This is a genomic window from Sphingomonas sp. S2M10 (assembly GCF_012650175.1).
In the GTDB taxonomy this organism is placed as follows: domain Bacteria; phylum Pseudomonadota; class Alphaproteobacteria; order Sphingomonadales; family Sphingomonadaceae; genus Sphingomonas.
Genome location: NZ_JAAILI010000077.1, coordinates 75,133 through 100,259, shown reverse-complemented (window position 1 = coordinate 100,259; position 25,127 = coordinate 75,133). Strand labels below are relative to the sequence as shown.

Sequence of the window (25,127 nt, the reverse complement as noted above, 5' to 3'; positions counted from 1 at the left end):
TCCGAAAGGCCTTGATCAAATTAGTTAGCGTTCTAACTAAGCATCGCATGGCGGATCGACAGACTCTGGAACGCGCGCTTGCGACGCGGATGAACCCCACGTCGCGGGCGTGGCAACGCCTGGCCGACGCGACGCTTGCCTCGCTCGATATCTCCAACTCGACCGGATGGGCGCTCGTCTACCTCCAGCGCTTGGGTGAGGAGACGCGCCAGGCAGATCTGGCCCGTGCGGTGGGTGTAACCGAGGCATCGCTCGTCCGCACGCTGCACGCGCTGGAGGATGCCGGGCTGGTGCAGCGCGTCGTCGACGCAAGCGATCGCCGCGCGAACCGGCTGCGGCTGACGCAAACCGGCATTTCGCTCGCGGTACGGATCGACGCGCGGCTTGCCACATTGCGCAGCGCGTTGCTCGAAGGCGTGAGCGATGCGGCGCTGGAGACCACCTTGGAAGTGATGGAGCATCTGGCTGCACGTCTCGCCGAACGACAGCCGCGGTCATGAAGGATCGCTGGGGCATCGATGCGGCCGTCTTCTCGCTGAAATCCTATGCAGCGGCCATGCTGGCGGTCTATCTGTCGCTGTCCATCGGGCTCGACCGGCCCTATTGGTCGTTCCTCACCGCCTATATCGTCGCGCAGCCGCTGGCCGGAGCGGTCTTCTCCAAGGCGCTGTTCCGCGTGATCGGCACGGTCGTCGGCGCGGCCGCGGCGGTGGCGATGGTTCCCCCGCTGATCAACACGCCGGAACTGCTGGTGATCGCCATCTCGGGCTGGCTTGCGCTGTGCGTGTTCGTATCGCTGCTCGATCGCACGCCCCGCTCCTACATGTTCGTGCTGGCAGGCTATAGCGCCGTGCTGATCGTGCTGCCGAGCGTGGACGCGCCGGGCACCATCTTTACCGTTGCCAGCCTGCGCGTGCAGGAGATCACCTTGGGCATCCTGTGCGGCAGCCTGGTGCACGGCGTCGTTTTTCCCCGATCGGTGGCGGCCTTCCTGCTGACGCGCGTGTCGACGATCCTCAAGGACGCCGAACGCTGGTCGCACGACTCGCTCGCGCTGGAAACGGTGCCCGGCGTCGACGCGGAGCGCCGGCGACTGGCAGCCGACATCACCGAACTCCACCAGCTTTCCATTCACCTGCCCTACGAGACTGCGCGCACCACCCCGCGCGTGCGCACTGTCCGCGCGTTGCAGGACCAGCTGTCGCTGCTGATGCCGCTGGGCGCGGCGGTCGACGATCGCACCAGGGGACTGCAGGCGCATGGCGGCCTGCCTCCTGAAGTGGCGACGCTGCTCGCCGACACACAGGCGTGGCTCAAGACGCTGGACGGCGACCGCGACACGCGCACCGCACAGGCCGCTGCGCTGGAGGCCCGCTGCACCGCGCTGGAGCCCGATGTGCATGCCGGCAGTTCGTGGCAAGACCTGCTGCTGCTCAGCCTGCTTTCGCGGCTCGCTGCTCTCATCGCCGCGCACCGCGACTGCCGGGATCTCGCCGACCAGCTCGCCACGCTGGATCGCCGCCCGGTGAGCCCCCGCGTCGCAGAGCTGCTGGAGGGGCGCCGCGGTCGTGAGCTCCATATCGACTGGGTGGGCGCCCTGCGCGGCGCGATCGGCGCGTTTCTCACCCTTTCCGTAGGCTCAGCGATCTGGATCGCCAGCGGCTGGGCGGAAGGCTCGACGGCGGTGATGCTCGCGGGCGTGTTCTTGGCGCTGTTCGCCGCCGCCCCCGATCCGCTGCTGCCGCTGCGCTCCTTTTTCTGGGGCACGCTGGTCGCGACGATGCTGGGCGCCCTTTATGGCTATGCGATCATGCCGCGACTGGACGGATTCGGCCAGCTTGCCGCCGCCATGGCACCGCCGCTGCTGATCCTGGGCGCGATGATGCACTCGCCGAAATGGATGGGCCTGGCACTGCCGACGCTGCTCGGCCTGGGCAGCCCGCTGCTGATTTCCGCGCGCTACACCAGCGCCTTCGCCAGCTTCGTCAACGGCGCGATAGCGCAGCTGATGGGGGTGGCCTTCGCGATCCTGATGGCGCGGCTGCTGCAATCGGCGGGCATCGAACAGGCGATCCGGCGGACGGTTCGTGCGGGCTGGGCCGACATCGCCGAAAGGAGCAACCTGATGACCCCGCCCGACGTGCGCGGCTGGATCAACCGCATGCTGGACCGGATCGCGCTGCTCGCGCCGCGCCTGGCGCTGGCCGGCCGGGCTCCCGGCAAGCCGCTCTACGACGCGCTGCGCGACCTGCGCACCGGCGTGGCCATCGCCGAGTTGCGTGCGCTCCGCCTTGAACTGCCGCCCGAGCGCGCCGCCCCGCTCACCGACGTGCTGCGCGACGTCGGCAATTATTATCGTCGCCTCGAACCCGACGCCGAGAAGCCGGAGGATCCTGCCCTGCTCGCGCATATCGATCGAGCGCTGCATGTCATCGCGCGCGATGACGATGCGGCCGTCCGCCGCACCGGCGCGCTGGGCCTGCTGGGGCTGCGTCGCAACCTCTTCCCCCATGCCGATCCCGCATCGGAGGCCGTGCTGTGACGGGGGAGGTCGCGATCGATGGCGTTTATGTACCCACGCTGCTGCTGCTGGGCGTCCTCGCCATGCTGCTGACCATCGCGCTGTCACGCTTGCTCAACGCCTTCGGGCTGTATCGCTTCGTTGCCTATCGCGCGCTTGTCGACCTGTGCCTCTTCATCCTCCTGCTCGGCCTGCTCGCCTGGGCCACCCCCTCGATCGGATTCCACGCATGAAACGCTACCTCCCTGCCCTTGGCCGCAGTGCCGCGACGATCCTGATCGTGGTCGTCGCCGCCTTCGTCGCATTGTGGTTGTGGCAGCATTATGCGCGCAGCCCGTGGACGCGGGACGGCCGCGTGCGGGCGGATGTGGTGCGCGTGACGCCGGATATCGCCGGCCTCGTCACCGCGGTAGCAGTACGCGACAACCAGCAGGTGAAGGCGGGCGATCTGCTCTTCGTGATCGACCAGCCGCGCTATGCGCTGGCACTCGCCCAGGCGCGTGCCAGCGTGGCAAGCGCCCGTGCGACGCTCCATCAGGCGCAGCGCGAGGCACGACGCGACCTTGCGCTCGGCAATCTCGTCGCCGCCGAGACTCACGAGCAGAATGTCGCACGCGTGGCCACCGCCCAGGCCGCGCTGGCCCAGGCGCTCACCACGGTGCAGAGCGCCGAGTTGAACGTCGCGCGCACCCGGGTGAAGGCCTCGGTCAACGGCACGGTGACCAATCTCGATCTGCACCCCGGCGACTATGTCGCGGCCGGTCAGCAGGCGATGGCGCTGATCGATGCCGACAGCATCCGCGTCGAAGGCTATTTCGAGGAGACGAAGCTGACCAGCATCCGGATCGGCGCGCCGGTGACGGTACAGCTGATGGGCGAGCCGCGGATGCTCTACGGCGTCGTCGAGAGCATCGCTGCCGGTATCAACGACACCACCCGCAGCGACGCGGGCAATCTGCTGCCGAACGTCGATCCCACCTTTACCTGGGTGCGCCTGGCGCAGCGCATCCCGGTGCGCGTGAAGCTTACCCGGGTGCCGCCCGACGTCCGCCTGATCGCGGGCCGCACGGCGACGGTGACGGTACAGCCGAACGCCACCGCACAGCCGCTCGCCGTTCGCCCGACAGCGCCGGCGCCGTCCGCCTCCGCCGAGGCGCGTTGATCATGCGCCGGCTCCCGCTTCTCGCCGCACTTGCGCTGATCGCCGGCTGTACCCGCGCCGGCCCGGACTATCACCCGCCGGTCAACGGTCCGGCCAGCGCGCCGTCGGCCACCGGCGCCTTCCTGTCGGCGCGGAATGCCGCCTTCTCCGATGCGCCACTCCCCGATCATTGGTGGCGCCTCTATGCCGATCCGCGGCTCGACACGCTGGTCGCGGAGGCGCTCGGCGCCAATGCCGACCTGCGCGCCGCCGACGCAAATCTTCGCCGCGCCGAGGCCGTGGTCCGCCAGGCCGAGGCCGAACGCCAGCTGACCACCGACCTGTCCGGCGGCGGCACGCTGGCGCGGCCGTCGGGCACCGGCGCCACCCTGCCCGGCACGCTCGGCTACGATCTCGGCATTTCGGTTGGCTATCCGCTCGACGTGCGCGGCAAGATCGCCCGCGCGATCGAGGCAAGCCTGGCGGACCGGGATGCGGTGGCCGCCGCGCGCGACGCCGTCCGCATCAGCGTCGCCGCCGCCACCGCCCGCGCCTATGCCGATGTCTGTGCCGCCAATTTCCGGCTTGCCGCCACCCAGCGCATTGTCGCGATCCAGCGCCAGACCTTCGGCGCGACCCAGCGGCTGCAGCGCGCCGGGCGTGGCACCGCCTTCGACGTCACCCGCGCGCAGGCCGCGGTGCAGACCAGTGAGGCAAATCTGCCGGTCTTCGCCGCCCAGCGCCGCGCCGGGCTCTACACGCTCGCGGCCCTGCTCGGCCGCCCCGCCGCGGACTATCCGCGCGAGGTCGAAAGCTGCGCTGCGCTGCCCAGCCTGCCCCGGCCGATGCCCGTGGGCGACGGCGCCGCGTTGATCCGCCGCCGGCCGGACATTCGCCAGGCCGAGCGCGTGATCGCCGGCGATACCGCCCGCATCGGCGTCGCCACCGCGGACCTTTACCCCCAGATCAGCCTGGGCGGCTCGGCCGGGCTCAGCGGCGCGCTCGACAAGCTCGGCAGCCCCAGCGCGTTCGGCTTCAGCCTCGGCCCGCTGATCAGCTGGAGCTTCCCCAATCGCCCTGCCGTCCGTGCCCGGATCGATGCCGCCGGCGCGCAGGTGGAAGCCGATGTCGCCAGGTTCGATTCTACCGTGCTCGGCGCGCTACGCGATACCGAAATCGCGCTGGAGACCTATGCGCGGGACCGCGACCAGGCCGAAGCGCTCCGCCAGGCGCGGGACAGCGCGGCGACGGCGGCGGACCAGGCGGGCAGGCTGTTCCGCTTCGGGCGCAGCGATTTCCTCGCGTTGCTCCAAGCGCAGAGCAGCCTCGCGCAGGCGGAGGCGAGCTACGCCACCGCGCAGGCCCGCCTGCCCGACGATCAGATCGCGATCTTCCTCGCGCTCGGCGGCGGTTGGGAATAAGGGGCGCTCATGACCTTCACCGACATTGCGAGCCGGACCTACAATCATAACTTCCGGCTCGACCCGATCGTCCGCAGCCTGCTCGATACCGATTTTTACAAGCTGCTGATGCTTCAGATGATCCGGCGGCTGCATGCCGAGACGCAGGTTACCTTCTCGCTGATCAACCGCACCAGGTCGGTGCGGCTGGCCGACGTGATCGACGAGGGCGAACTGCGCGCCCAGCTCGATCATGCCCGCACGCTGCGCTTCACCAAGAAGGAGCGCATCTGGCTCGCCGGCAACAGCTTTTACGGCAAGACCCAGATGTTCGCGCCCGATTTCATCGCCTGGCTCGCGGATTTCCAGCTGCCGCCCTATGAACTGGAGCGCCGCGACGGCCAGTTCGTGCTGCACTTCCACGGCCCCTGGACCCACACGACGATGTGGGAGATCCCGGCGCTCACCATCGTCAACGAACTACGCTCGCGCGCGGCGATGCGGGGTCGCGACCGGTTCGCGCTCGATGTGCTCTATGCCCGCGCCAAGGCCAAGCTGTGGGACAAGGTGGAGCGGCTGCGCCACCTGCCCGACCTGGTGCTTTCGGATTTCGGCACCCGTCGCCGCCATGGCTTCCTCTGGCAGCGCTGGTGCGTGGAGGCGCTGAAGGAGGGGCTCGGCCATCGCTTCATCGGCACCTCCAACGTGCTGCTGGCGATGGATGCCGATCTGGAGGCGATCGGCACCAACGCGCACGAGCTGCCGATGGTGGAGGCCGCGCTTGCGCCCGATGATGCGAGCCTGGCCGACGCGCCCTACCGCGTGCTCGAGCAATGGCGTGCGCATTATGCCGGCAACCTGCTGATCGCCCTGCCCGATGCGTTCGGCACCACCTCCTTCCTCGCCCGCGCGCCCGACTGGGTTGCAGACTGGACCGGTTTCCGCCCGGACAGCGCGCCGCCCATTCCCGGCGGCGAGCAGATCCTGCGCTGGTGGCAGGCGCATGGCCGCGACCCGCGCGAGAAGCTGCTGATCTTCTCGGACGGGATGGACGTCGAATCCATCGAGGCGACCTATCGCCACTTCAATGGCCGCGTACGGATGAGCTTCGGCTGGGGCACCAACCTCACCAACGATTTCCGCGGCTGCGATCCCGATGGCGAGGCCGGGCTCGAGCCGATCTCGCTGGTATGCAAGGTGGTGGCGGCGAACGGCCGGCCGGCGGTCAAGCTGTCGGACAATCCGGCCAAGGCAACCGGAGAACCGACCGAGATCGCACGCTACCTCCGCGTGTTCGGCGACGCGGGGCGTACCGAACAGGCGGTGCAGGTCTAGCCGCGCCAATCCACCGAATTGCCATAGGGGTGGCAGGTAGCCAGCACGCGACGTTCCTCGCCGCCGGGAAACCAGCTGAGCGACAGCCGCACCTCGCTGCGCGTCTCCGTCCACTCGAAGCCGACCCAGGCGAGCGGACGTTCCGGGGTCGCGTACCGGCCGGCATCCTGGATCATCGCCACCACCGCGGCGCGGTCGCGCGGCGGCAGATACTGTAGCACCATCGAGTGCATAACCACGCGACAGACCCCCGCCGTCTGCGGTTCGGCCAGCTGGCGGGCGAGCCATTCCGAGGCGTCCCCCTTCTCGATTTCGGGCGGATGCCGCCGCGCCATGCCCAGCGCTTCCTCCAGCCGGTGCAGCCGTGCCGGCTGGTCGGCGAAGATATAGGCCATCAGCCGCTCGCAAGTCGCAGGATCCGCGGCGCTGAGCGGATTCAGGTCCACGCCGCGCGCGGAAACGACTTCCAGCGGGGCGGGCTGCGGCGCCGGGCCGTGCCAATCCGGCGCGACCTGCACCGGCGACTGGCGGTCGCCCGCAAGAACCCCGCCGAGATCGAAGCCGTAGCGGCCGAGATTGAGGTTGAGGCCGCAGCTCGAGCCGATCTCGAGCAGCTCGAACGGCAAGCCGAAGCGGCGGCGGACCTGCATCAGCGCGGCGACGATCGCGCCCGAGCGTCCGACCTCGTTGGTCTGTGGCGTGCGGCGAAGAAAGCCCGCGATCAGGTCGTCCTCGGCGGCCAGCGCCTCGCCGATCGCCCTGTCAAAATCATCATGCTCGTGGCGATAGAGCGCCGCCAGCGCCGGCGGATTGCCGCGGCGGGCAAGGAAGTGCAGCGCGGCGTTGAAGCGCATCGCCAGGGCCGCCGAAGCAGGGTCGCCTTCCCAGTGAGCGATCACCGCCTCGCTGTGGGGACCACGGCCCAGCTGGCGGAGGCCGGCGGCTAGTACCGCGCCGATGAAGGGCGAGCCCAGATCCACCGCCACCCGCGCCATGCGCGCTATCTCCGCAATGCCCGTCCGGGGAGCGATCATGTTCATTACCATTTTCCCGGGCAGAAATTGCCGCGTCGCATCTTGTCGCCCGAGGGCCGTTCGATTCGCAATCGGATCGAACGGCCGCACCGGAGCTTCCGGTACTTCTGGTCTCAGAAGCTCTGCCAGTCGTCGTCGGCCGCGCCGTTGCTGCGCACCAGCGCGGAGACCGCGGCGGCCGGCAGCGGCTTCACGCTGCCGCCATTGAACCGCGACGCCGCCACGCGCGAGGTCGCCATCGGCATGCCGCCGCCGGTGCCCACGTTGAAGCGGCTGGCCTGCTCCGACAGGACGCTGACCTCGCTCGCCAGATTGCGCGCAGCCGCCGAGGTTTCTTCCACCATCGCCGCATTCTGCTGGGTCGACTGGTCCATCGAGCCGAGGGCGGCGCTGATCTCGGTGACGGCGCTGGACTGGGCATTGTTGTCCGACGCCATGTTGCCGAGCAGCTGGTGCACTTCGCCGACGCCATTGGAAATGTCGGCCAGCGCGCCATCTACCCGCTGCACGGCCTGCACCGCCGTGACGATGTCGCTCTGCGTCGCGGTGAGCTGGTCGCGCGCGCGGCCGGCTTCCTCTTCGGCGCGCATGGCCAGGGCGGAAACGAGATCGGCGACGACCGCGAAGCCGCGACCGGCCTCGCCCGCACGACCGGCTTCCACCGCCGCGTTCATCGCGAGAACGCGAGTCTGGAAGGCGATCTTGTCGAGGCCCTCGATGACGCTGTCGATGCCCTTGGCGCTGTCCGACACGCGGGTCATCGCCTGCACTGCTTCGTCGGCGGTCGAGCGGCCGTTGTCGACCGTCGCCATCGTCCCGTCGGCGCGCTCGACGGTGCGGCCGGCGGCCGCAGCGGTCGCCTTCAGGCGCTGGTCCATCTGGGTGACGGCGGCGGCCGTCTCTTCCAGGCTGGCGGCATTGGCTTCGGTCCGGCGGGCAAGATCCTCGCTGGCCTGGGCGATCTCGTTCGAACCGGTGCGGATCGACGTGGTCGCCTCGATGACGGAGGCGATCAGCTCGCGCAGGCTGGTCAGCGCGCCGTTGAAGTTGGTCTTCACGGCGCTGTACTCACCCGGGAACTCCGCGGTGATCTGCGCCGTCAGATTGCCCTGTGCCAGCTCGGCGAGGTGGGAGGACACGGTCTCGACGACCATCTTCTGCGTAGCCTCGGCCTTGGCGCTGGCAGCGTCCGATGCTTCCTTGGCGAGCGCCGCGTCGCGGAACACCAGCACCGCGCGGGCCATGTCGCCCAGTTCGTCGCCGCGCGTGGTGGCCGGCACTTCGACATGGTTCCGGCCCGCGGCCAGATCCGCCATGGTGCGGGTGAGTTGGCTGATCGGACGGGCGATGATGCTGCTGAGCGTGACGGCAAGGCCGATCGCGATGCCGATCAGCGCGATCGCGCCGATGATCAGCACGGTGGTCGCCGTAGCGATCGCGCCCTCCTGGCGCTCCGAATTCTTTTCGATCGCCTCGGCCTGCGCATCCTTGATCGCGCGCAGCGGCAGCACCGCGGCGGAGACCAGCACCGCCTTGCCGGCGCCGCGAACCTGCGCCTGCGCTTCCTCGCGCCTGCCGGCCTTGACGTCCGCGATCAGCCGGTCGCCCCATTTCTCGCGCCACGACAGCGTTTCGGTACGCGACTTGCGCAGCGCTTCCAGCAGCGCCGGATCGGTGAGCAGCTTCTCCAGTTCGGCCGAGGTCTCGTCATACTCCGTGCGACCTTCGTCATACGACTTCAGGTAGGTCGGATCGGCGGTGACAAGGAAGCCACGCAACTGGCTGTTCTGGCGCAGCAACGCGGTTTCCAGCGTCAGCGCCTTCGAATGGATCTGCTGGCTGAGGTTGTTCTTGTCGGTAACCGAACGGATCATCGAGATGTTCATGAAGAACACGATCATCACGATCGCCGCCGATGCACAGATCAGCAGAAACGACAGTGCGAGCTTCCTCGGAATTTTCATCGATGCAATCATTGCTGGTCTTTCCGATACCTTTTGGCGCGCCCGAACATGCTGGTGTCGATCGCGGCCTGCGCTGGAGCCGAACCGATCGCCGAAATGAAGAGGAGGGAGGGGATCAGGCGCATCGCGATGCCGTTGCCGGGCGCGCAGACGCCGCGGCAGAAAGCGCCGCGACGGTGCCGACAATGGCAAGAAGACGATGACCCATGCGCATTCCCAATCCCGTTCCCGGTCTGTGGTTTATCGCATTATAGGAACGATCTCTTACCGATCGGTCACCGAGCGCAGAAACAATCCACCGTAGAACCGCGTATAGCGCAGGCGAGCGACATTGGTAGCGGCAGCCCGCGGGGGCATGCATCGCATCTTGCCGACGGGACGAATCGCGCACTGGCGGAGAGGATCGCCACGCCAGCAGCATCGGCGCACGGTGGTACATGCGTCAAGCCGATGCTCGTACGCAGGGAGTGCGCTACCGGCAGCATGGTGCCACTGACACCGCCGTGCTGCCGAAAAAGAGTAACCTGTTACTTGCGGTCCTTGCGACCGCCCTTCCAGTAGAGGAGTCCCGCAACAATCGCCGCCGAGCCGATGCCGATCGCTGCGCCCATGCCGATCTGGCGGGTGCTGGGCATGCGCCGGCGCGCTGCATCGGCCATTTCCTTGGCGACGGCGAGCGCCTCCCCTTCCCCCTCGCCCGTATGCGGCGCTTCGGCGATGGGATAGGGCGACTGCGATTCAGCGGGCACGGGCGGATTCTTGCTCATCTTCTTCCTTCGACACACGCGGTCATCAACCGCCCGCACCATGCGGCGATTACCCCTTGGCTTGCAAGGCGCATCCATCCTCCGCAATAGCTGTCTGCGATGAACCCGATCTATTCTTCGATGGGCACCACCATCTTCGAAGCCATGTCCGCCCGCGCCCGCGCGAACGGCGCGATCAATCTCGGCCAGGGCTTCGCCGACGGTAGCGGGCCTGCGGCGGTGCTCGCCGCCGCCGCAGACGCCGTGCTGCACAAGTCCAACCAATATCCCCCCATGGCCGGACTGCCCGAACTCCGCCAGGCGGTGGCGGACCATTACGCCCGGCATCAGGGCCTGAACCTCGCCGCCGAGGAAGTGATCGTCACCTCCGGCGCCACCGAGGCGCTCGCCGCCGCGCTGCTCGCGCTGATCGAACCAGGCGACGAGGTACTGTGCTTCCAGCCGCTCTACGACGCTTATGTGCCGCTGATCCGGCGCGCCGGCGGCGTTCCGCGCTTCGTCCGGCTCCGGCCACCCGAATGGCGGATCGAGCGCGCGGCGCTGGAAGCCGCAGTGACGGCGAAGACCCGGCTGATCCTGCTCAACAACCCGCTCAACCCTGCCGCCACCATGACCAGCGCCGAGGATCTCGCCATGCTGGCGGATTTCTGCGTCGCGCACGACCTGATCGCAATCTGCGACGAAGTGTGGGAGCATGTGACCTTTGACGGCGCGCGCCATCTGCCGCTGATCGGCTTTCCCGGCATGCGCGAGCGCACGGTCAAGATCGGCAGCGCGGGCAAGATCTTCGCGCTCACCGGCTTCAAGGTCGGCTGGATGTGTGCCGCGCCATCGATCGCGCGGGGGCTCGCCAAGGCTCACCAGTTCCTCACCTTCACCACAGCGCCGAACCTGCAATGGGCGGTGGCGGAAGGCATGGCCACGCAGGACGCCTGGGTGCAGGAGGCTCGACACCGTTTCCAGGCAGGGCGGGACCGGCTCTCCACCGGCCTTGCCGCGGCCGGCCTCACCGTCCTGCCCAGCGCCGCAACCTATTTCCTTTCGGTCGACCTCGCCGCCTCCGGGCTGACCATGGACGACGTTACCTTCAGCGAGCGCCTGGTCGAGGAGGCAAAGGTGGCGACGATCCCGGTTTCCGCCTTCTATGCCGAGGATCCGGTGACCAACATCGTCCGCTTCTGCTTCGTCAAGGAGGACGCGGTGCTGGACGAGGCGATCGCGCGCGTTGGCGCATGGCGCGACGCGCGCGCCTGACCCCTCAGATGCTGTCCAGCACGCCGCGTTCGGTGATGTAGCCGGTCACCAGCCGCGCGGGAGTCACGTCGAACGCGGGGTTGAGCGCCGGAGAGTCGGTCACGCGGATGGTCGCGATGCGCCCGTCCTCGTCCGGACCGGTCAGGCGGGTGATCTCCTCCGCCGCTCGCGCCTCGATGGGGATGTCGGCGCCGCTCGCGGTTGCCGGATCGAAGGTGGTGTAGGGAAGCGCGACGTAGAAGGGCACGTTGTTGTCGTGCGCCGCCAGCGCCTTCAGATAGGTGCCGATCTTGTTGCAGACGTCGCCATTGGCGGTCACTCGATCGGTGCCGACGATCACGGCGTCCACCTGCCCCTGCATCATCAGCAAGCCGCCGGCATTGTCGGCGATCACCGTGTGCGGAACGCCGTGGTTGCGGAGCTCGAATGCGGTGAGAAGCGCACCCTGGTTGCGCGGGCGGGTCTCGTCCACCCAGACATGGATCGGGACGCCCGCATCATGGGCGAGATAGATCGGTGCGGTGGCCGTGCCGTAATCGACGGTCGCGAGCCAGCCTGCGTTGCAGTGGGTGAGGATGTTGAGCGGCCGATCCGGGCGGCGCGCGTGCAGATCGCGCAGCAGTGCCAGGCCATGCTCGCCGATCGCGCGACAGAGCGCCGCGTCCTCGTTGCAGATCGCATCGGCGCGCGCAAAGGCGGCCTCGGCGCGGGACGCCTCCGGCAGATCCTGCACCGCCGCACGCACCTGGTCGAGCGCCCAGCGCAGGTTGATCGCGGTGGGCCGGGTCTCGACCAGAACCGCATAGGCCGTATCGAGCGCCGCATCCGACGCATCGATCGCCAGTCCCATGGCAAGGCCATAGGCGGCGGTCGCGCCAATCATCGGGGCGCCGCGCGTCCACATCTCGCGGATGCCGACGGCCGCCGCCTCCAGGTCGCGCAGTTCGACCCAGCGTATCTCCCAGGGTAATTGCCGCTGGTCGAGGATGCGGATCCCCTTCCCGTCTTCCGTGCGTACGATCGAACGGGTGGGCCGTCCTTCCAGAATCACAACCGTATCTCCGCGAGCGAGTGAATGTCGGCGGGTCCGCCATCGCGATCGATCAGCAAGGCGCCCAGCCCCGCCGCGCGCGCTGCATCCACCTCGGCCTGCACGTCGGAGACGAACAGGATTTTTTCGGGATTCAAGTCGATCGCGACGGAAATCTTCGCATAACTCTCAGCGTTGCGCTTGGGGCCCGTGGTCGTGTCGAAATAGCCGGAAAGCAGCGGCGTCAGGTCCCCGGCAATCGAATGGCCGAAGATCAGCTTCTGGGCCGCGATCGAACCCGAGGAATAGATGTAGATCGCCACCCCTGCCGTGTACCAGCGATGCAGCGCCTCCGGCGTGTCCGGATAGACATGGCCCTGGAGCGTGCCGTCGGCATAGCCCTGCTCCCAGATCAGCCCTTGCAGCGTCTTGAGCGGCGTGGCCTTGCGATCCTCGGCGATCCACGCATGCAGGGTCGCCACCTTGTCGTCGCCGGGCACCTCGACCAAGATCGGGGCCACTGCTTCCGGATGTGCGGCAACATAGTCCGCCAAGTGCTTGGCAGCGTAAGGGAAAAGCACGTCGGCCACGAAGGCGATGCTGCTGGTGGTCCCCTCGATGTCGAGCAGGACGGCCTTGGGCTGGGTCATGGTTTCTCTCGATACGTCGCGCGTCAGGCCGCGACGGGCTCGTGGCGCGGAAAGCGATCGGCGATTGTATCGCCGGTAAACTGCGCGATCCACCCATCTGGGTTGGTGAACAGCCGGATCGCGGTGAAGCGGGGGCTCGGCCCCATGTCGAACCAGTGCGGCGTCCCCGCCGGCACCGAGATCAGATCACCCGCCGCGCACAGAACCGCATAGACGCGGTCGTTCAGATGCAGTGTGAAGAGCCCCTCGCCTTCGACGAAGAAGCGGACCTCGTCTTCGGCATGGCGGTGTTCGGACAGGAACTTGGTTCGCAGCATGTCCCGCTCGGGATGATCGGGGACCATCCGGATCACGTCGACGGACAGATACCCACGCTCCGCTTTCAGCCGCGCCACTTCCGGCGCGAAGGCGGCCAGCACCGCCTCCTGATCGGCATCGCCGGATATCGGGCGCGACGGCCAGCGTTCGAAACGCACGCCCTGCATCGCCAGCGTCTCGGCGATCGTGATCGGATCGCTGGTGTCGAGCAGCGGCGTCGCGCCGTTCTCGGCGAAGATACGAAGTCGGCTCATCGTGCCCATGCCTGCCTGAAACCGGCCTCGGCGAGTTCGGCGGCGATCATCCACTCGGTCGCCTCCAGCACCCGCTCGGCCTCGTCCACATCCTTGCCCCAGGCGTAGAGCCCGTGGCTGCGGATCAGATAGGCCGGAATGGCGCCCGGCGCCAGCAGCGCCGGAAGGATCGCTGCCTCGATCACGGCCATGTCCTGGCTGTTGTCGACGATCGGCAGTCGGACCTCGGCTTCGTGCGTGCTGTGGCCCGGATAGGCCTTGAGCATCTCATGCCCCGAAAGCGTCCAGCTCGCGGCGTCGGTCGCGCGGCTCAGCCCCACGGCTTGCGGCGAATGGCCATGCAGCACAGCCCCCGTCTCCGGGAACAGGCGGTAAATTGCCAGATGCAGATCGGTTTCCGCAGACGGCTTGCCCGGCGTCAGCGGATGCCCGCCCAGGTCCACCCGCATGATGCCGTCGCCGGTCAGCCGCCCCTTGTGCCGGCCCGACACGGTCAGCGCGACGCTGCCATCGTCCAGCCGCGCCGAATAATTGCCCGAGGTGGCGGGCGCCCAGCCGCGTGCGTCGAGCCGCCGGCCGGCCTCGATCAGCGCCGTGACGGCCTGTTCATAGGACATGGTCATGGGCGCGCCTCTAGCGCTTTGCCGGCCCCGCGCGACACCCATTTTTTCCGGATTGCGGGATCGCGACGCTTCTGTTCCGCCGCGCCGGCGATTCGGAAATCGTGACCGCGCATCGTCCCGAAACGACATGACCGCTCGGCGAACCGGGCAGCAGCCGCGCCGAAACGCGCCATATTCGGGCAGAAGCCGGACCATCATTAACGATGCTTCTGCTATACGGTTTCCGGGCAATGACAGAAATTTGCGGGCGCAGAACAAAGATCATGGATTCGAACGCTTCGGTACAAACGCGTCGAGCTCTGCTCAAATCGGCACTGGTGATGGCGAGCGGCGCGGCGGTTTCGGCCTGCGCCTCGCGCACGATCGGAACCACGCTGGCAGCGGCACCGCCGCCGCCGCGCATCCAGCCGGCGCCGGTCGCGTCGCTGAACCCTGCACCCAAGGTCGCCGCGCAGGCGCGGATCGTCCCGGCGGGCATTCGCCCCGAGTTGTTCAAGCGCGCGACGGCGGCGCTGGATCGCCACTCCATGCACGTCGACACGCATGACCGGATCGCGATCGCGGATTTCTCGCTGCCCTCGTCGCAGCCCCGCTTCTTCCTGGTCAACATGGGCACGGGCGAAGTCGAGCCGCTGCTCGTCGCACACGGCATCGGCTCCGATCCGGGGCATACCGGCCTGCTGCAGCGCTTCTCGAACCAGATCAATTCGGAAGCGACATGCGAAGGCGCGTTCCTCACCGCCGATTATTATGTCGGCAAGCATGGGGATTCGCAGCGCCTGATCGGGCTGGATCCCACCAATAACAACGCGCTCGCCCGTGCCATCGTCGTGCACTCCGCCTGGTACGCGAATCCGGACATGGTGTCGAAGCACGGCAAGCTCGGCCGCAGCCAAGGTTGCTTCGCGGTCGGCGAACGGCAACTGGCCAAGGTGTTCGATCGCCTCGGCCCCGGCCGCCTGATCTACGCGACCAAGGCGTAAGCACCCTTTTTCCAAGCCCCTCCTCGCTCGAGGCGGGGGTGGCGGAGGGTTTCCACGACATCGGCTGATCTCTACCAGACGCTGCCCGGTCTCACCGGCCCTGCAGCGGGAGGAATATGCCCTCCGGCCCTTCCCGCATGCCGCCGGCACGGGGTTGGCAGGCCATGGTCCCCGGCAGTAGGAGACACGCATGGCCGATCCGCACCCGTTCTTCGCGCTCCACCGCCATGGCATGATCCGCGCGGGTGTCTGCACGCCCGTGGGCACGGTCGCCGACCCCGCGGCCAATGCGCGCGCGACCATCGCGCTGGCGCAGCAGGGCGATGCCGCCGGTGCCGACATCCTCGTCTTCCCCGAGCTCAACGTCACCAGCTACGCGATCGACGATCTGCATCTGCAGGATGCGATCCTCGCGTCCACGCAAACCGGTATCGCCGCGATCGCCGAAGCGAGCCGTGACCTGAAGCCGGTACTGCTGGTCGGCGCCGCGCTCGCCCGGAACGGACGGTTGTACAATTGCGCCGTCGCCATCGCGCGCGGCCGCATCCTCGGCGTGGTGCCGAAGACCTATCTGCCCAACTACCGCGAATATTATGAGAAGCGCTGGTTCGCCTCGGGCTCGGGCCTGCGCGATCTCGAAATCACGATCGCCGGCCAGACAGTGCCCTTCGGCCCCGATCTCATCTTCGCTGCCGAGGACCTGCCCGATTTCGTCTTCCATATCGAGATCTGCGAGGATTACTGGGCGCCGCAGCCCCCCTCCACTGAAGGCGCGATGGCCGGTGCGGTGGTGCTGTGCAATCTCTCCGCCTCGAACATCGTGATCGGCAAGGGCCGCGAGCGCGAAATGCTGTGCGCGGCGCAGAGCTCGCGGACGATCTCGGCGTATCTCTATTCGGCGTCCGGCCCCGGCGAAAGCACCACCGACCTCGCCTGGGACGGCCAGGGGCTGATCTACGAGTTCGGCGAGAAGCTCGCCGCCTCGCAGCGTTTCGAGCTGGCCGACGCGATCACCTATGCCGATCTCGACCTCGAGCGCCTGCGGCTCGAGCGGATGCGCGACGGGACGTTCAACGACAATGCCCGCAATGCCGGCCTGCCGGAAACCCGCTTCCGCCGTATCGGCTTCTCGCACCAGCCGGATTTCGCCGATCGCGGCCTGCTGCGGCCGCTCCGCCGCTTTCCCTTCGTACCCAATGCGCCCGCGGCGCTGGAGGAGGATTGCTACGAGGCGTTCAACATCCAGGTGGAGGGCCTGCGCCAGCGCCTTGCCTCTACCGGGAGCAAGACGCTGGTGATCGGGATTTCGGGCGGGCTCGATTCCACCCATGCGCTGATCGTCGCCGCCAAGGCGATGGACCGGCTCGGGCGGCCGCGCACCGACATTCTGGGCTACACCATGCCCGGCTTCGCGACGAGCGAAGGCACCAGGTCCAATGCCTGGGCGCTGATGCGCGCGATCGGGATCACCGCGGCGGAGATCGACATCCGCCCTGCCGCGCGCCAGATGCTCGCGGATCTCGATCACCCGTTCGCGCAGGGCAAGCCGGTCTATGACGTCACCTTCGAGAACGTGCAGGCAGGGCTGCGCACCGACTATCTGTTCCGTCTCGCCAACCAGCATGGCGGCTTCGTGCTCGGCACCGGCGATCTGTCCGAGCTGGCGCTGGGCTGGTCGACCTATGGTGTCGGCGATCAGATGAGCCATTACGGCGTCAACGCCGGCGTGCCCAAGACGCTGATCCAGTATCTGATCCGCTGGAGCGTCGAGAGCGGCCAGTTCGACGGCGAGGCGGCCACCGTTCTACTGTCGATCCTCGACACCGAAATTTCGCCCGAACTTGTTCCCGCCGATGCCGACGGCAAGATGCAGAGCACGCAGGACCGGATCGGGCCCTACGAACTGCACGATTTCTTCCTGCACCATATCGCGCGCTTCGGGTTGAAGCCGTCCAAGGTCGCCTTCCTGGCCTGGCACGCCTGGAAGGATGCGGAGGCGGGGCTATGGCCGATCGGCTTCCCGGCGGAGGGGCGCAACCAGTACGACCTGCCGACGATCGCGAAATGGCTGGAGACCTTCCTGTTCCGCTTCTTCCAGATCAGCCAGTTCAAGCGCTCGGCCCTGCCTAACGGGCCGAAGGTTTCCGGCGCGGCGGCGCTCAGTCCGCGTGGGGACTGGCGGGCGCCGTCGGACAGCGTGGCGACCGCCTGGATCGAGGAATTGCGCGCCGCCCTGCCCTGATCGCGGTCAGCGGCGGGCGACCTCGCGGATCCTGCGGAGCAGTTCCTGCGATTCGAACGGCTTGCGCAGCACAGTGACATTGGGTGTGGCCATCGCGTCGAGCTTGGTCGAATCTGCGAAGCCGGTGATGAGGATCACCGGCAGCTGCGGATCCGAAGCGGCGACCTGCACCGCGACTTCGCTGCCGCTCAGCTCGGGCATCGCGAAATCGACCACCAGCGCATCGAAGCGGCGGGTCTGCACCAGCGCGACACCGGCGCTGCCGTCGGCGGCTTCCTCCACCGTCGCACCCGCGGTACGCAGCATTTCCGCCAGCGATGCGCGGACATGGGGATCGTCGTCGACCAGCGCGATCGTCCGTCCGGCGAGGCTGACGCGTTCGTCGCGGGCGGAATCGTCCTGCACGCCGCGCCGCGGCTCCACCGTCGCCAGCGGCAGCAGCAGCGTGATGACCGTACCCTCGCCCAGCGTGCTGTCGATCAGCAGGGTACCGCCCGACTGGCGCAGGACGCCAAACGCCATCGAAAGCCCCATGCCGGTGCCCCGGCCGACGCCCTTGGTCGAAAAGAACGGCTCCACCGCCCGTGCCGCGACGTCGACCGGCATCCCGGTGCCGGTATCGGCAACGCGCAACGCCACATAGTCTCCCGCCGGAAGGTCGGGCGCAACCTTGCCGCTGCACAATTCCGCAGACAGCGTCAGCACGCCGCCCTCCGGCATCGCGTCACGCGCATTGAACGCCAGGTTCAGCACCGCCAGCTCGAGCTGCAGCGCATCGGTCTGGACGTTCCACACCGGGTCGATCCGCTCGATGCGGACGCGGCTGAGCGGCGCGACCGCGCGCTCCACCAGCCCGGCCATGCCGTCGATCAGCTCTGCGAGCCGAACCGACTTCACGTCGAGGCGCTGCTTGCTCGAAAAGGCGAGCAACTGACCGGTCAGCTGCCGCCCGCGCTCCACCGCATCCAGCGCGCTGGAGGTCCAGCGGATCACCCGGTCCGCATCGTCGGGCTTGCGCGCGATCAGTTCCAGATTGCCCGCGATCGCCTGAAGCAGATTGTTGAAGTCATGCGCGATCCCGCCGGTCAGCTGCCCCACTGCTTCAAGCTTCTGCGCCTGGAGCAGCGCCGCCTCGACCGTCTCGCGCTGGGCGACTTCGGATTTCAGCTCGGCAAGCGCCGCGTCCCGCTCCGCCACCATGGCGGCGAGTTCGCCATTCGCCTCCTGCAGCTTTTCCGAAGAGGGGAGCCGCGCAACGATCGGCAGCAACGGCCAGAGCAGCGCCGCCGTCACCACCGAAGCGCCGGCGGTAACCAGCTTGACCAGCGCCTCGGCACCATAGACCGGATAGAACAGCGTCACCACCGCCATCACGTGCGTCATCCCGCAGGCGAGGATGAACAGCGCGAAGCACCAGAACACCCAGCCAAACGCCAGGTCCCGGCGGCTTCGGACCAGCGCCACCAGCGCGAGCGGGATGGAGAAATAGGAAAGTGCGATCAGCGTATCGGCAAGGACATGCGTCCACAGCAACTGCGGCTGCCACAACAGGCAATAGCCGTGCGGCGCATAGTCGCCGCTCCAGAAGGCTGCAAACAGGCTGTCCATCCGTCCCCCTGCCGCCGGCCGCAGCCGACAGAAAATTGCGGACGGGTGTAGCGGATGCGAATGAGAAGCGGAACTAAGGAAAAAACCCGGTAAGGCCCGAAAGATCAGCGGGAGAGTTGATGTTGGCGATGGGTGCTGGCCAAAGGATTGCCTCGGCGCCGGCATGCGCTGCCCAGGCCCGCATCGAGGCGCGTCCGCCGGCAGCAAGATAGGCGTCGCACATCGGGGCGAGCGCCGCTTCCCAGATGCCGAGCACCGGCAGGGACGCGACGAAGCGTGATCCGCCGCCGGAGGCCAGCGCCGCCAGCAACGCCTCGGGCAGCACCGGCGTATCGCATGGGGCGAGCAGGACGCGTGCGACGCCGCGTTCGGCCGCCGCATGCAGCGCCGCGTTGAGCCCGCCCAGCGGGCCACGCCCCGGCGCCGGCCGATCGGGGATGCCATCCTCCCCGATACGACCGCACAGCAGCAGCCCGTCGCAATGGGGGGCGAGCTGCGCCGCGACATGGTCGATCAGCGTGCGCCCCGCGAACTCGGCCAGCGCCTTGTCCGATCCGAACCGGCGCGCTTGCCCACCGGCGAGAATGGCGCCCAGCGGTTTCATGGCACCAGGTGCAGCAGTGCATCGGCGCGCACCAGCGCGGCCAGTCGCAGCCCGGATTCGCGCGCGCGCTCGGCGGCGAGTGCCGTCGGTGCCGAGATCGCGGCGAGCAACGGACAGCCGGCCAGCACCGCCTTTTCGACCAGCTCGAACGAGCATCGCGAGCTGATCAACGCGAATCCGCCATCCCAGCCGATCCGCTGCCTCGCCATTGCGCCCACTAGCTTGTCGAAGGCATTGTGCCGGCCGACATCCTCGCGGACGAGGCGGATCTCGCCGTCCGCCGAACAGAGCGCCGCGGCATGGGCGGCGCCGGTCGCGCGATTGAGCGGCTGGTGATCGCGCAGCGCTGCCGCGCCACGGAAGATGGCCGTCGGCGCGGCATCGCTTCGTTCCTGAATCGGCGGCAGGGGGCGCAGCGCGGCGTCGAGATTGTCGATTCCGCACAGGCCGCAGCTCGAATCCGTGGTGCGGTGGCGGACGCGCTCGATCACTACCGTCGGGTCCGCCAGCGTCACCCGCAGCACGATGCCGCGCTCCGCCGCATGGCTTTCCACGTCCATCGCCGCGCCCAGTCGCTCGGCCGCCACGAAACCGACCGCAAAATCCTCCAGATCGGCGGGCGTCGCCATCATCACGGCATAGCCCAGGCCGTTGATTTCAATCGCGACCGGCACTTCCGCCACCAAGCTGCGTTGGAGCCGGGTCTCCGACCCGTCCGGCGTCACGCGATCGAACCACATATCCATGGGTTCAGGATAGGCGGGCGCCGATGGCGGGTATAGGGGAAACGCAAGTTGCAAGGAGCGTGGCGATGGCCCGGGCGAAAGACGGAACGATTCACTATTCGGGCGCTGAAGGCGGCTGGGGCTCGATGCGCGGCATGGCGCTGGTCGCCGGCGCCGAGCGCCCGAGCCCCGAGGTGCTGAAGACGCTCGCCCGCCAGAACAAGCCCGGCGGCATGATGTGCACCTCCTGCGCCTGGACCAAGCCGGCCAAGCCGCACATGTTCGAATTCTGCGAGAACGGCGCCAAGGCAACGCTGTGGGATCTCACCTCCCGGCGCGCCGCGCCCGACTTCTTCGCCCAGCACACGCTCACCGAACTGCGCAGCTGGAGCGATTATGATCTTGAACAGGCCGGTCGCCTGACCAACCCGATGCGCTACGATCGCGCGACCGACAAATATCTGCCCTGCACCTGGGAAGAGGCCTATCGGGACATCGGCAAGAAGCTTCGCGGCTATGCGCCCAAGAGCACCATCTTCTACGCCTCGGGCCGGGCCAGCCTCGAGACCAGCTATGCCTGGGCGCTGTTCGCGCGCCTTTATGGCCACAACAATCTGCCCGACAGCTCGAACATGTGCCACGAGACGACCTCGGTCGCGCTCAAGTCGACGATCGGGGCGCCGGTCGGTACCTGCCTGCTCGAGGATTTCGAGCATTGCGACGCGATCTTCTTCTTCGGCCAGAACACCGGCACCAACAGCCCGCGCTTCATCCACACGCTGACCGCCGCCCGCAAGCGCGGCGCGAAGATCGTGACCTTCAACCCGATCCGAGAGAAGGGTCTGATCGAATTTCGCGACCCGCAGAGCATCCAGATGATCACGGGCGGCAAGACCAAGATCTCGAATCACTATTACCAGCTCAAGGCCGGCAGCGACATCTCGGCCATGCTCGGCATCGCCAAGCATGTGCTGGCCGAGGAGGATCGTCGCGGGGGTGTGATCGATCGCGCTTTCATTGCCGAGCACACGCACGGCTTCGAAGCATTCGCCGACAAGGTCCGCGGCACCAGCTGGGAGACGATCGAGGCCGAAACCGGCCTGCCCCGCGCCGACCTGATTGAAGCGGCCGAAATCTACATCGGCGCCGAAAGCGCGATCGGCATCTGGGGCATGGGGCTCACCCAGCATGTCGGCGGCTATGACAATGTCGCCGGCGTGGTGAACCTGATGCTGCTGCGCGGCAATATCGGGCGCTTGGGTGCGGGCGTGTCTCCGGTACGCGGGCATTCCAACGTCCAGGGCCAGCGCACCGTCGGCATTTCGGAGAAGCCGGAGCTGGTGCCGCTGGACCAGCTTTCGGAGCAATATGGCTTTCAGCCTCCGCGCGACGAGGGTCACACCACCGTCACCGCCTGCGAGGCGATCGCCAAGGGCGAGATCAACGCTTTTCTTGGCCTGGGCGGCAATTTCCTGCGCGCCATTCCCGATCACCGGGTGATGGAGCATGCCTGGACCGGCATGGGCCTCACCGTCCAGATCGCCACCAAGCTCAATCGCGGCCATCTGTTCTGCGGCGAAACCGGCTATCTGCTGCCCACCCTGGTCCGCTCCGAACGGGACGTGCGCAATGGCACCCCGCAGGTGGTGACGATGGAAGACAGCCTCAGCTGCATCCACGGCTCGATCGGTGAGGCCAAGCCCGCCTCCCCGCACCTCCAGCCCGAAATGGCGATCGTGGCCGGCATCGCGCAGGCGACCCTCGATCCCAACCCCAATGTGCCCTGGGACGCCTGGGCGGATGATTATGCGCTGGTCCGCGACGCGATCGAGACGACCTATCCGGACAAGTTCAAGGACTTCAACCAGCGGCTGTTCACCCCGGGCGGCTTCTTCAAGGGCAACGCCGCGCGCGAGCGCGACTGGCAGACGAAGAGCGGCAAGGCCGAGTTCACCGTGCCGAGCCACCTCAACGCCACCGGCTTCGCCGATGCCGAGGGCGTGTACCGGCTGATGACGCTGCGCTCGAACGATCAGTTCAACACCACCGTCTATGGCTATTCGGATCGCCTGCGCGGCATCGAGGGCAAGCGGGACGTGCTGCTGATCAACCCCAGGGAGATGGAGCGCGCCGGCCTGAAGGAAGGCCAGCGGGTGTCGCTGGTGGGCGATGATTCGGACGGTGTCGACCGCCGGGTCGCGAATCTGGAAGTGCTGCCCTTCAACCTGCCCGACGGCTGCATTGCCGGCTATTATCCCGAGCTCAACCCGCTGATCGCGCTCCGCCACCACGACAGCGCCTCCAAGACGCCCGCGGCGAAATCGGTGCCGGTCCGCATCCTCGCCTGATATAACGCGCGGGCAACAAACACGGTCGCCGGCTCTTGTCGGCGGCCGTGCTTGTGCTTAGTCGACGACAACGTTGACAAACGATCCGGGAGGAGAGGACGACATGAAGCGACACACCCTGGCCCTTGCCGCGCCGCTGCTGGCGCTTGCCGCAACCACCGCCATTACCGCACCCGCACTTGCCCAGCAGCAGGCTTCGCGCCCCTGGACCAACGCCAAGCTCTCGCCCGATGCGCGCGCCAAAGCGATTCTCGCGCAGATGACCGAGGACGAGAAGCTCACTCTGGTGTTCGGCCTGTTCGGCACCGATTTCGCGCCGAAAAACTTCAAGACTCCGGCGGAAGCCCGCCCCGGCTCGGCGGGCTATATTCCCGGCATTCCGCGCCTTGGCATCCCGGCCCAGTGGCAGACCGATGCCGGCGTGGGCGTCGCGACCCAGGGCGGGGCCGAGCGCAAGCGCGGCCGCACCTCGCTTCCCGCCGGCATCGCCACCGCCGCGACCTGGGATCCCGCGCTCGCGTTCGAGGGCGGCGCGATGATCGGCGCGGAGGCGCGTGCCTCGGGCTTCAACGTGATGCTCGCCGGCGGCGTCAACCTGATGCGCGAGCCTCGCAACGGCCGCAATTTCGAATATGGCGGCGAGGATCCGCTGCTGGCCGGCACGATGGTCGGCGCGCAGATTGCGGGCATCCAGTCGAGCCACGTCATCTCCACGGTCAAGCATTATGCGATCAACGACCAGGAGACCGATCGTAACAAGATGAACGCGGTGCTGGATCGCACCGCCGCGCGGATGAGCGATCTGCTCGCCTTCAACATCGCCATCGAGAAGGGTGATCCCGGCTCGGTGATGTGCAGCTACAACAAGGTCGACGGGCTCTGGGCCTGCGAGCAGCCCTGGCTGCTGACCGATGTGCTGCGCCGCGACTGGGGCTGGAAGGGCTTCGTGATGTCGGACTGGGGTGCCACCCACTCCACCGTCGCCGCCGCCAATGCCGGCCTCGAGCAGCAATCCGGCTGGCCGTTCGACGAGCAGCCCTATTTCCGCGAGCCGCTCAAGGCCGCGATCGCCAAGGGTGAGGTGAGCAAGGCGCGCCTCGACGAGATGGCACACCGCATCCTCCGTTCGATGTTCGCGAACGGCCTGTTCGATCACCCGATCACCGCCGCGCCGCTGGATCTCCCCCCGGCGATGCTGAAGGCGCATGCAGACGTGACCCGGGCGGATGCCGAAGCGGGCATCGTCCTTCTCCAGAACAAGGGCGATGTGCTGCCGCTGGTGGCCAGCGCCAGGCGAATCGTCGTCATCGGCGGACGTGCCGACAAGGGCGTGCTGGCGGGCGGCGGCTCGTCGCTGGTCTACCCGGTCGGCGGCAATGCCGTGCCGGGTCTCGAGCCGCAGGTCTGGCCGGGGCCGGTGATGTACCATCCCTCCTCGCCGCTGGAGGCGCTGCGCCGCCAGCTGCCGGGCGCGCAGATCAGCTATGTGGACGGCAAGGATCCTGCCGCTGCAGCCGCTGCCGCCAGGCAGGCCGATGTCGCGCTGATCTTCGCCACCCAGTGGGCGGGCGAGGCGTTCGACGTGTCGCTCAGCCTCACGGACAACCAGGACGCGCTGATCGAGGCGGTCGCCGGTGCCAACGCCAAGACGGTGGTGGTGCTGGAAACCGGCGGGCCGGTGCTCACCCCCTGGGCCGACAAGACGGCCGCGATCCTCGAGGCCTGGTATTCGGGGACGGCCGGCGGCGAGGCGATCGCCAATGTGCTCACCGGCAAGGTGAACCCCTCGGGCCACCTGCCCGCCAGCTTTCCGCGCAGCGTCTCCCAGCTGCCCAAGCCCAGCGCGCCGAACGAAGGCGAGACGCGCTACGCGGAGGGCGCAGCGGTCGGCTATAAATGGTATGATGCGAAGGGCGACAAGCCGCAATTCGCATTCGGCCATGGCCTCTCCTACACCCGCTTCGCCTATTCCGGCCTGAAGGCCAGCGCGCCCAAGGGCCGGGTGACCGTGACCTTCACCCTGCGCAATACCGGAACCCGCGCCGGCGCGGACGTGGCACAGGTCTATGTCTCGGGCGCGGGCTGGGAAGCGCCGAAGCGGCTGGGTGCCTTCCAGAAGGTGACGCTGGCGCCGGGCGCGTCGAAAACGGTGACGGTGACCGTGGATCCGCGCCTGCTCGCCATGTTCGACGGTGCGGCGCACCAGTGGAAGATCGCCGGCGGCAGCTACAAGATATTGCTCGGCCAGTCGTCCGAGGACATCGTCGCCACCACCACCGTCAGCGTGCCCGCGCGGACGCTGCCGGTCAGCTGGCATCCCTGATCG

Annotated in this window: 21 protein-coding genes; 11 read left to right on the top strand and 10 right to left on the bottom strand. The window is 67.8% G+C overall.

Going from position 1 to position 25,127, the window contains the following annotated elements; all coding sequences use genetic code 11:
* Nucleotides 1-47: 47 nt before the first annotated feature.
* Genes S2M10_RS18100 through pncB form a run of 6 tightly spaced genes read left to right on the top strand, consistent with a single transcriptional unit; the run spans nt 48 to nt 6,397 of the window.
* Nucleotides 48-500: a MarR family transcriptional regulator gene (locus tag S2M10_RS18100; RefSeq protein WP_247650897.1), complete on the top strand. Its 453-nt coding sequence runs from the start codon at nt 48-50 to the stop codon at nt 498-500.
* Entirely contained in the window at nt 497-2,542 is a 2,046-nt protein-coding gene (locus tag S2M10_RS18095; RefSeq protein WP_168847274.1) for an FUSC family protein, read from the top strand. Before S2M10_RS18100 ends, S2M10_RS18095 begins: the two co-directional genes overlap by 4 nt.
* On the top strand, nt 2,539-2,754 hold the full coding sequence (locus S2M10_RS18090) for a DUF1656 domain-containing protein (RefSeq protein WP_168847273.1): 216 nt from the start codon (nt 2,539-2,541) through the stop codon (nt 2,752-2,754). Before S2M10_RS18095 ends, S2M10_RS18090 begins: the two co-directional genes overlap by 4 nt.
* The gene (locus S2M10_RS18085; protein ID WP_168847272.1) at nt 2,751-3,683 is read left to right on the top strand and encodes an HlyD family secretion protein; all 933 of its coding nucleotides are present in this window, start codon (nt 2,751-2,753) and stop codon (nt 3,681-3,683) included. Before S2M10_RS18090 ends, S2M10_RS18085 begins: the two co-directional genes overlap by 4 nt.
* Before the next feature lie 2 nt (nt 3,684-3,685).
* On the top strand, nt 3,686-5,083 hold the full coding sequence (locus S2M10_RS18080; RefSeq protein ID WP_168847271.1) for an efflux transporter outer membrane subunit: 1,398 nt from the start codon (nt 3,686-3,688) through the stop codon (nt 5,081-5,083).
* Nucleotides 5,084-5,092: 9 nt separating this feature from the next.
* Nucleotides 5,093-6,397: a nicotinate phosphoribosyltransferase gene (gene pncB, locus S2M10_RS18075; RefSeq protein WP_168847270.1), complete on the top strand. Its 1,305-nt coding sequence runs from the start codon at nt 5,093-5,095 to the stop codon at nt 6,395-6,397.
* Here pncB and S2M10_RS18070 read toward each other — a convergent pair.
* The 3 genes from S2M10_RS18070 to S2M10_RS18060 form a co-directional block, all read right to left on the bottom strand.
* Nucleotides 6,394-7,437: a DUF2332 family protein gene (locus tag S2M10_RS18070; protein WP_247650896.1), complete on the bottom strand. Its 1,044-nt coding sequence runs from the start codon at nt 7,435-7,437 to the stop codon at nt 6,394-6,396. The two genes, pncB and S2M10_RS18070, sit on opposite strands and share 4 nt — an antisense overlap.
* Nucleotides 7,438-7,544: 107 nt before the next feature.
* Entirely contained in the window at nt 7,545-9,407 is a 1,863-nt protein-coding gene (locus S2M10_RS18065; protein ID WP_168847269.1) for a methyl-accepting chemotaxis protein, read from the bottom strand.
* 515 nt (nt 9,408-9,922) lie between these two features.
* A complete protein-coding gene (locus S2M10_RS18060; protein WP_168847268.1) occupies nt 9,923-10,162 on the bottom strand; it encodes a hypothetical protein in 240 nt (79 codons plus the stop codon).
* A 99-nt stretch (nt 10,163-10,261) separates the two neighbouring features.
* Between S2M10_RS18060 and S2M10_RS18055 the strand changes: the two genes are divergently transcribed.
* Nucleotides 10,262-11,416 (top strand): aminotransferase, encoded by a 1,155-nt coding sequence (locus S2M10_RS18055; RefSeq protein WP_168847267.1) that lies wholly within the window; start codon nt 10,262-10,264, stop codon nt 11,414-11,416.
* 4 nt (nt 11,417-11,420) lie between these two features.
* Here the strand turns inward: S2M10_RS18055 and mtnA are convergent, their stop codons facing one another.
* From mtnA to S2M10_RS18035, 4 genes are read right to left on the bottom strand one after another with little or no spacing between them, the layout of a single operon-like run.
* Nucleotides 11,421-12,467, bottom strand: a complete 1,047-nt coding sequence (gene mtnA / locus S2M10_RS18050; protein ID WP_168847266.1) for an S-methyl-5-thioribose-1-phosphate isomerase — start codon at nt 12,465-12,467, stop codon at nt 11,421-11,423.
* Nucleotides 12,464-13,096 carry an acireductone synthase gene (gene mtnC / locus S2M10_RS18045; RefSeq protein WP_168847265.1) on the bottom strand — a complete coding sequence of 211 codons (633 nt, stop codon included), beginning with the start codon at nt 13,094-13,096 and terminating at the stop codon, nt 12,464-12,466. The genes mtnA and mtnC overlap by 4 nt, the downstream gene beginning before the upstream one ends.
* 23 nt (nt 13,097-13,119) lie before the next feature.
* Entirely contained in the window at nt 13,120-13,668 is a 549-nt protein-coding gene (locus tag S2M10_RS18040; protein ID WP_168847264.1) for a cupin domain-containing protein, read from the bottom strand.
* Nucleotides 13,665-14,291, bottom strand: coding sequence for a methylthioribulose 1-phosphate dehydratase (locus S2M10_RS18035; protein ID WP_168847263.1), 627 nt, complete (start codon nt 14,289-14,291; stop codon nt 13,665-13,667). Before S2M10_RS18035 ends, S2M10_RS18040 begins: the two co-directional genes overlap by 4 nt.
* 263 nt (nt 14,292-14,554) lie before the next feature.
* Between S2M10_RS18035 and S2M10_RS18030 the strand changes: the two genes are divergently transcribed.
* Entirely contained in the window at nt 14,555-15,274 is a 720-nt protein-coding gene (locus S2M10_RS18030; RefSeq protein WP_168847262.1) for a murein L,D-transpeptidase catalytic domain family protein, read from the top strand.
* Nucleotides 15,275-15,464: 190 nt separating this feature from the next.
* Nucleotides 15,465-17,516, top strand: a complete 2,052-nt coding sequence (locus S2M10_RS18025; RefSeq protein ID WP_168847261.1) for an NAD(+) synthase — start codon at nt 15,465-15,467, stop codon at nt 17,514-17,516.
* Nucleotides 17,517-17,522: 6 nt separating this feature from the next.
* Here the strand turns inward: S2M10_RS18025 and S2M10_RS18020 are convergent, their stop codons facing one another.
* The 3 genes from S2M10_RS18020 to fdhD form a co-directional block, all read right to left on the bottom strand.
* On the bottom strand, nt 17,523-19,124 hold the full coding sequence (locus tag S2M10_RS18020) for a response regulator (RefSeq protein WP_168847260.1): 1,602 nt from the start codon (nt 19,122-19,124) through the stop codon (nt 17,523-17,525).
* A gap of 73 nt (nt 19,125-19,197) precedes the next feature.
* On the bottom strand, nt 19,198-19,728 hold the full coding sequence (locus tag S2M10_RS18015; protein WP_168847259.1) for a molybdenum cofactor guanylyltransferase: 531 nt from the start codon (nt 19,726-19,728) through the stop codon (nt 19,198-19,200).
* Complete coding sequence (gene fdhD / locus S2M10_RS18010) at nt 19,725-20,474, bottom strand: formate dehydrogenase accessory sulfurtransferase FdhD (protein ID WP_168847258.1); 750 nt, start codon at nt 20,472-20,474, stop codon at nt 19,725-19,727. Before fdhD ends, S2M10_RS18015 begins: the two co-directional genes overlap by 4 nt.
* 65 nt (nt 20,475-20,539) lie before the next feature.
* Here fdhD and S2M10_RS18005 point away from each other — a divergent pair, with 65 nt between their 5' ends.
* On the top strand, nt 20,540-22,801 hold the full coding sequence (locus S2M10_RS18005) for an FdhF/YdeP family oxidoreductase (protein ID WP_168847257.1): 2,262 nt from the start codon (nt 20,540-20,542) through the stop codon (nt 22,799-22,801).
* Between the two features lie 103 nt (nt 22,802-22,904).
* Nucleotides 22,905-25,124 (top strand): glycoside hydrolase family 3 C-terminal domain-containing protein, encoded by a 2,220-nt coding sequence (locus tag S2M10_RS18000; RefSeq protein ID WP_168847256.1) that lies wholly within the window; start codon nt 22,905-22,907, stop codon nt 25,122-25,124.
* Nucleotides 25,125-25,127 lie beyond the last annotated feature (3 nt).

Bases quoted from the DNA above. Each gene is read 5' to 3' on its own strand.
- S2M10_RS18025 (WP_168847261.1), top strand. From the start codon at position 15,465: ATGGCCGATCCGCACCCGTTCTTCGCGCTCCACCGCCATGGCATGATC.
- S2M10_RS18040 (WP_168847264.1), bottom strand. From the start codon at position 13,668: ATGAGCCGACTTCGTATCTTCGCCGAGAACGGCGCGACGCCGCTGCTC.
- S2M10_RS18015 (WP_168847259.1), bottom strand. From the start codon at position 19,728: ATGAAACCGCTGGGCGCCATTCTCGCCGGTGGGCAAGCGCGCCGGTTC.
- S2M10_RS18085 (WP_168847272.1), top strand. From the start codon at position 2,751: ATGAAACGCTACCTCCCTGCCCTTGGCCGCAGTGCCGCGACGATCCTG.
- S2M10_RS18095 (WP_168847274.1), top strand. From the start codon at position 497: ATGAAGGATCGCTGGGGCATCGATGCGGCCGTCTTCTCGCTGAAATCC.
- S2M10_RS18070 (WP_247650896.1), bottom strand. From the start codon at position 7,437: ATGAACATGATCGCTCCCCGGACGGGCATTGCGGAGATAGCGCGCATG.
- S2M10_RS18100 (WP_247650897.1), top strand. From the start codon at position 48: ATGGCGGATCGACAGACTCTGGAACGCGCGCTTGCGACGCGGATGAAC.
- S2M10_RS18005 (WP_168847257.1), top strand. From the start codon at position 20,540: ATGGCCCGGGCGAAAGACGGAACGATTCACTATTCGGGCGCTGAAGGC.
- S2M10_RS18065 (WP_168847269.1), bottom strand. From the start codon at position 9,407: ATGATTGCATCGATGAAAATTCCGAGGAAGCTCGCACTGTCGTTTCTG.
- S2M10_RS18055 (WP_168847267.1), top strand. From the start codon at position 10,262: ATGAACCCGATCTATTCTTCGATGGGCACCACCATCTTCGAAGCCATG.
- S2M10_RS18000 (WP_168847256.1), top strand. From the start codon at position 22,905: ATGAAGCGACACACCCTGGCCCTTGCCGCGCCGCTGCTGGCGCTTGCC.
- S2M10_RS18030 (WP_168847262.1), top strand. From the start codon at position 14,555: ATGGATTCGAACGCTTCGGTACAAACGCGTCGAGCTCTGCTCAAATCG.
- pncB (WP_168847270.1), top strand. From the start codon at position 5,093: ATGACCTTCACCGACATTGCGAGCCGGACCTACAATCATAACTTCCGG.
- fdhD (WP_168847258.1), bottom strand. From the start codon at position 20,474: ATGGATATGTGGTTCGATCGCGTGACGCCGGACGGGTCGGAGACCCGG.
- mtnC (WP_168847265.1), bottom strand. From the start codon at position 13,096: ATGACCCAGCCCAAGGCCGTCCTGCTCGACATCGAGGGGACCACCAGC.
- S2M10_RS18020 (WP_168847260.1), bottom strand. From the start codon at position 19,124: ATGGACAGCCTGTTTGCAGCCTTCTGGAGCGGCGACTATGCGCCGCAC.
- S2M10_RS18035 (WP_168847263.1), bottom strand. From the start codon at position 14,291: ATGACCATGTCCTATGAACAGGCCGTCACGGCGCTGATCGAGGCCGGC.
- S2M10_RS18060 (WP_168847268.1), bottom strand. From the start codon at position 10,162: ATGAGCAAGAATCCGCCCGTGCCCGCTGAATCGCAGTCGCCCTATCCC.
- S2M10_RS18080 (WP_168847271.1), top strand. From the start codon at position 3,686: ATGCGCCGGCTCCCGCTTCTCGCCGCACTTGCGCTGATCGCCGGCTGT.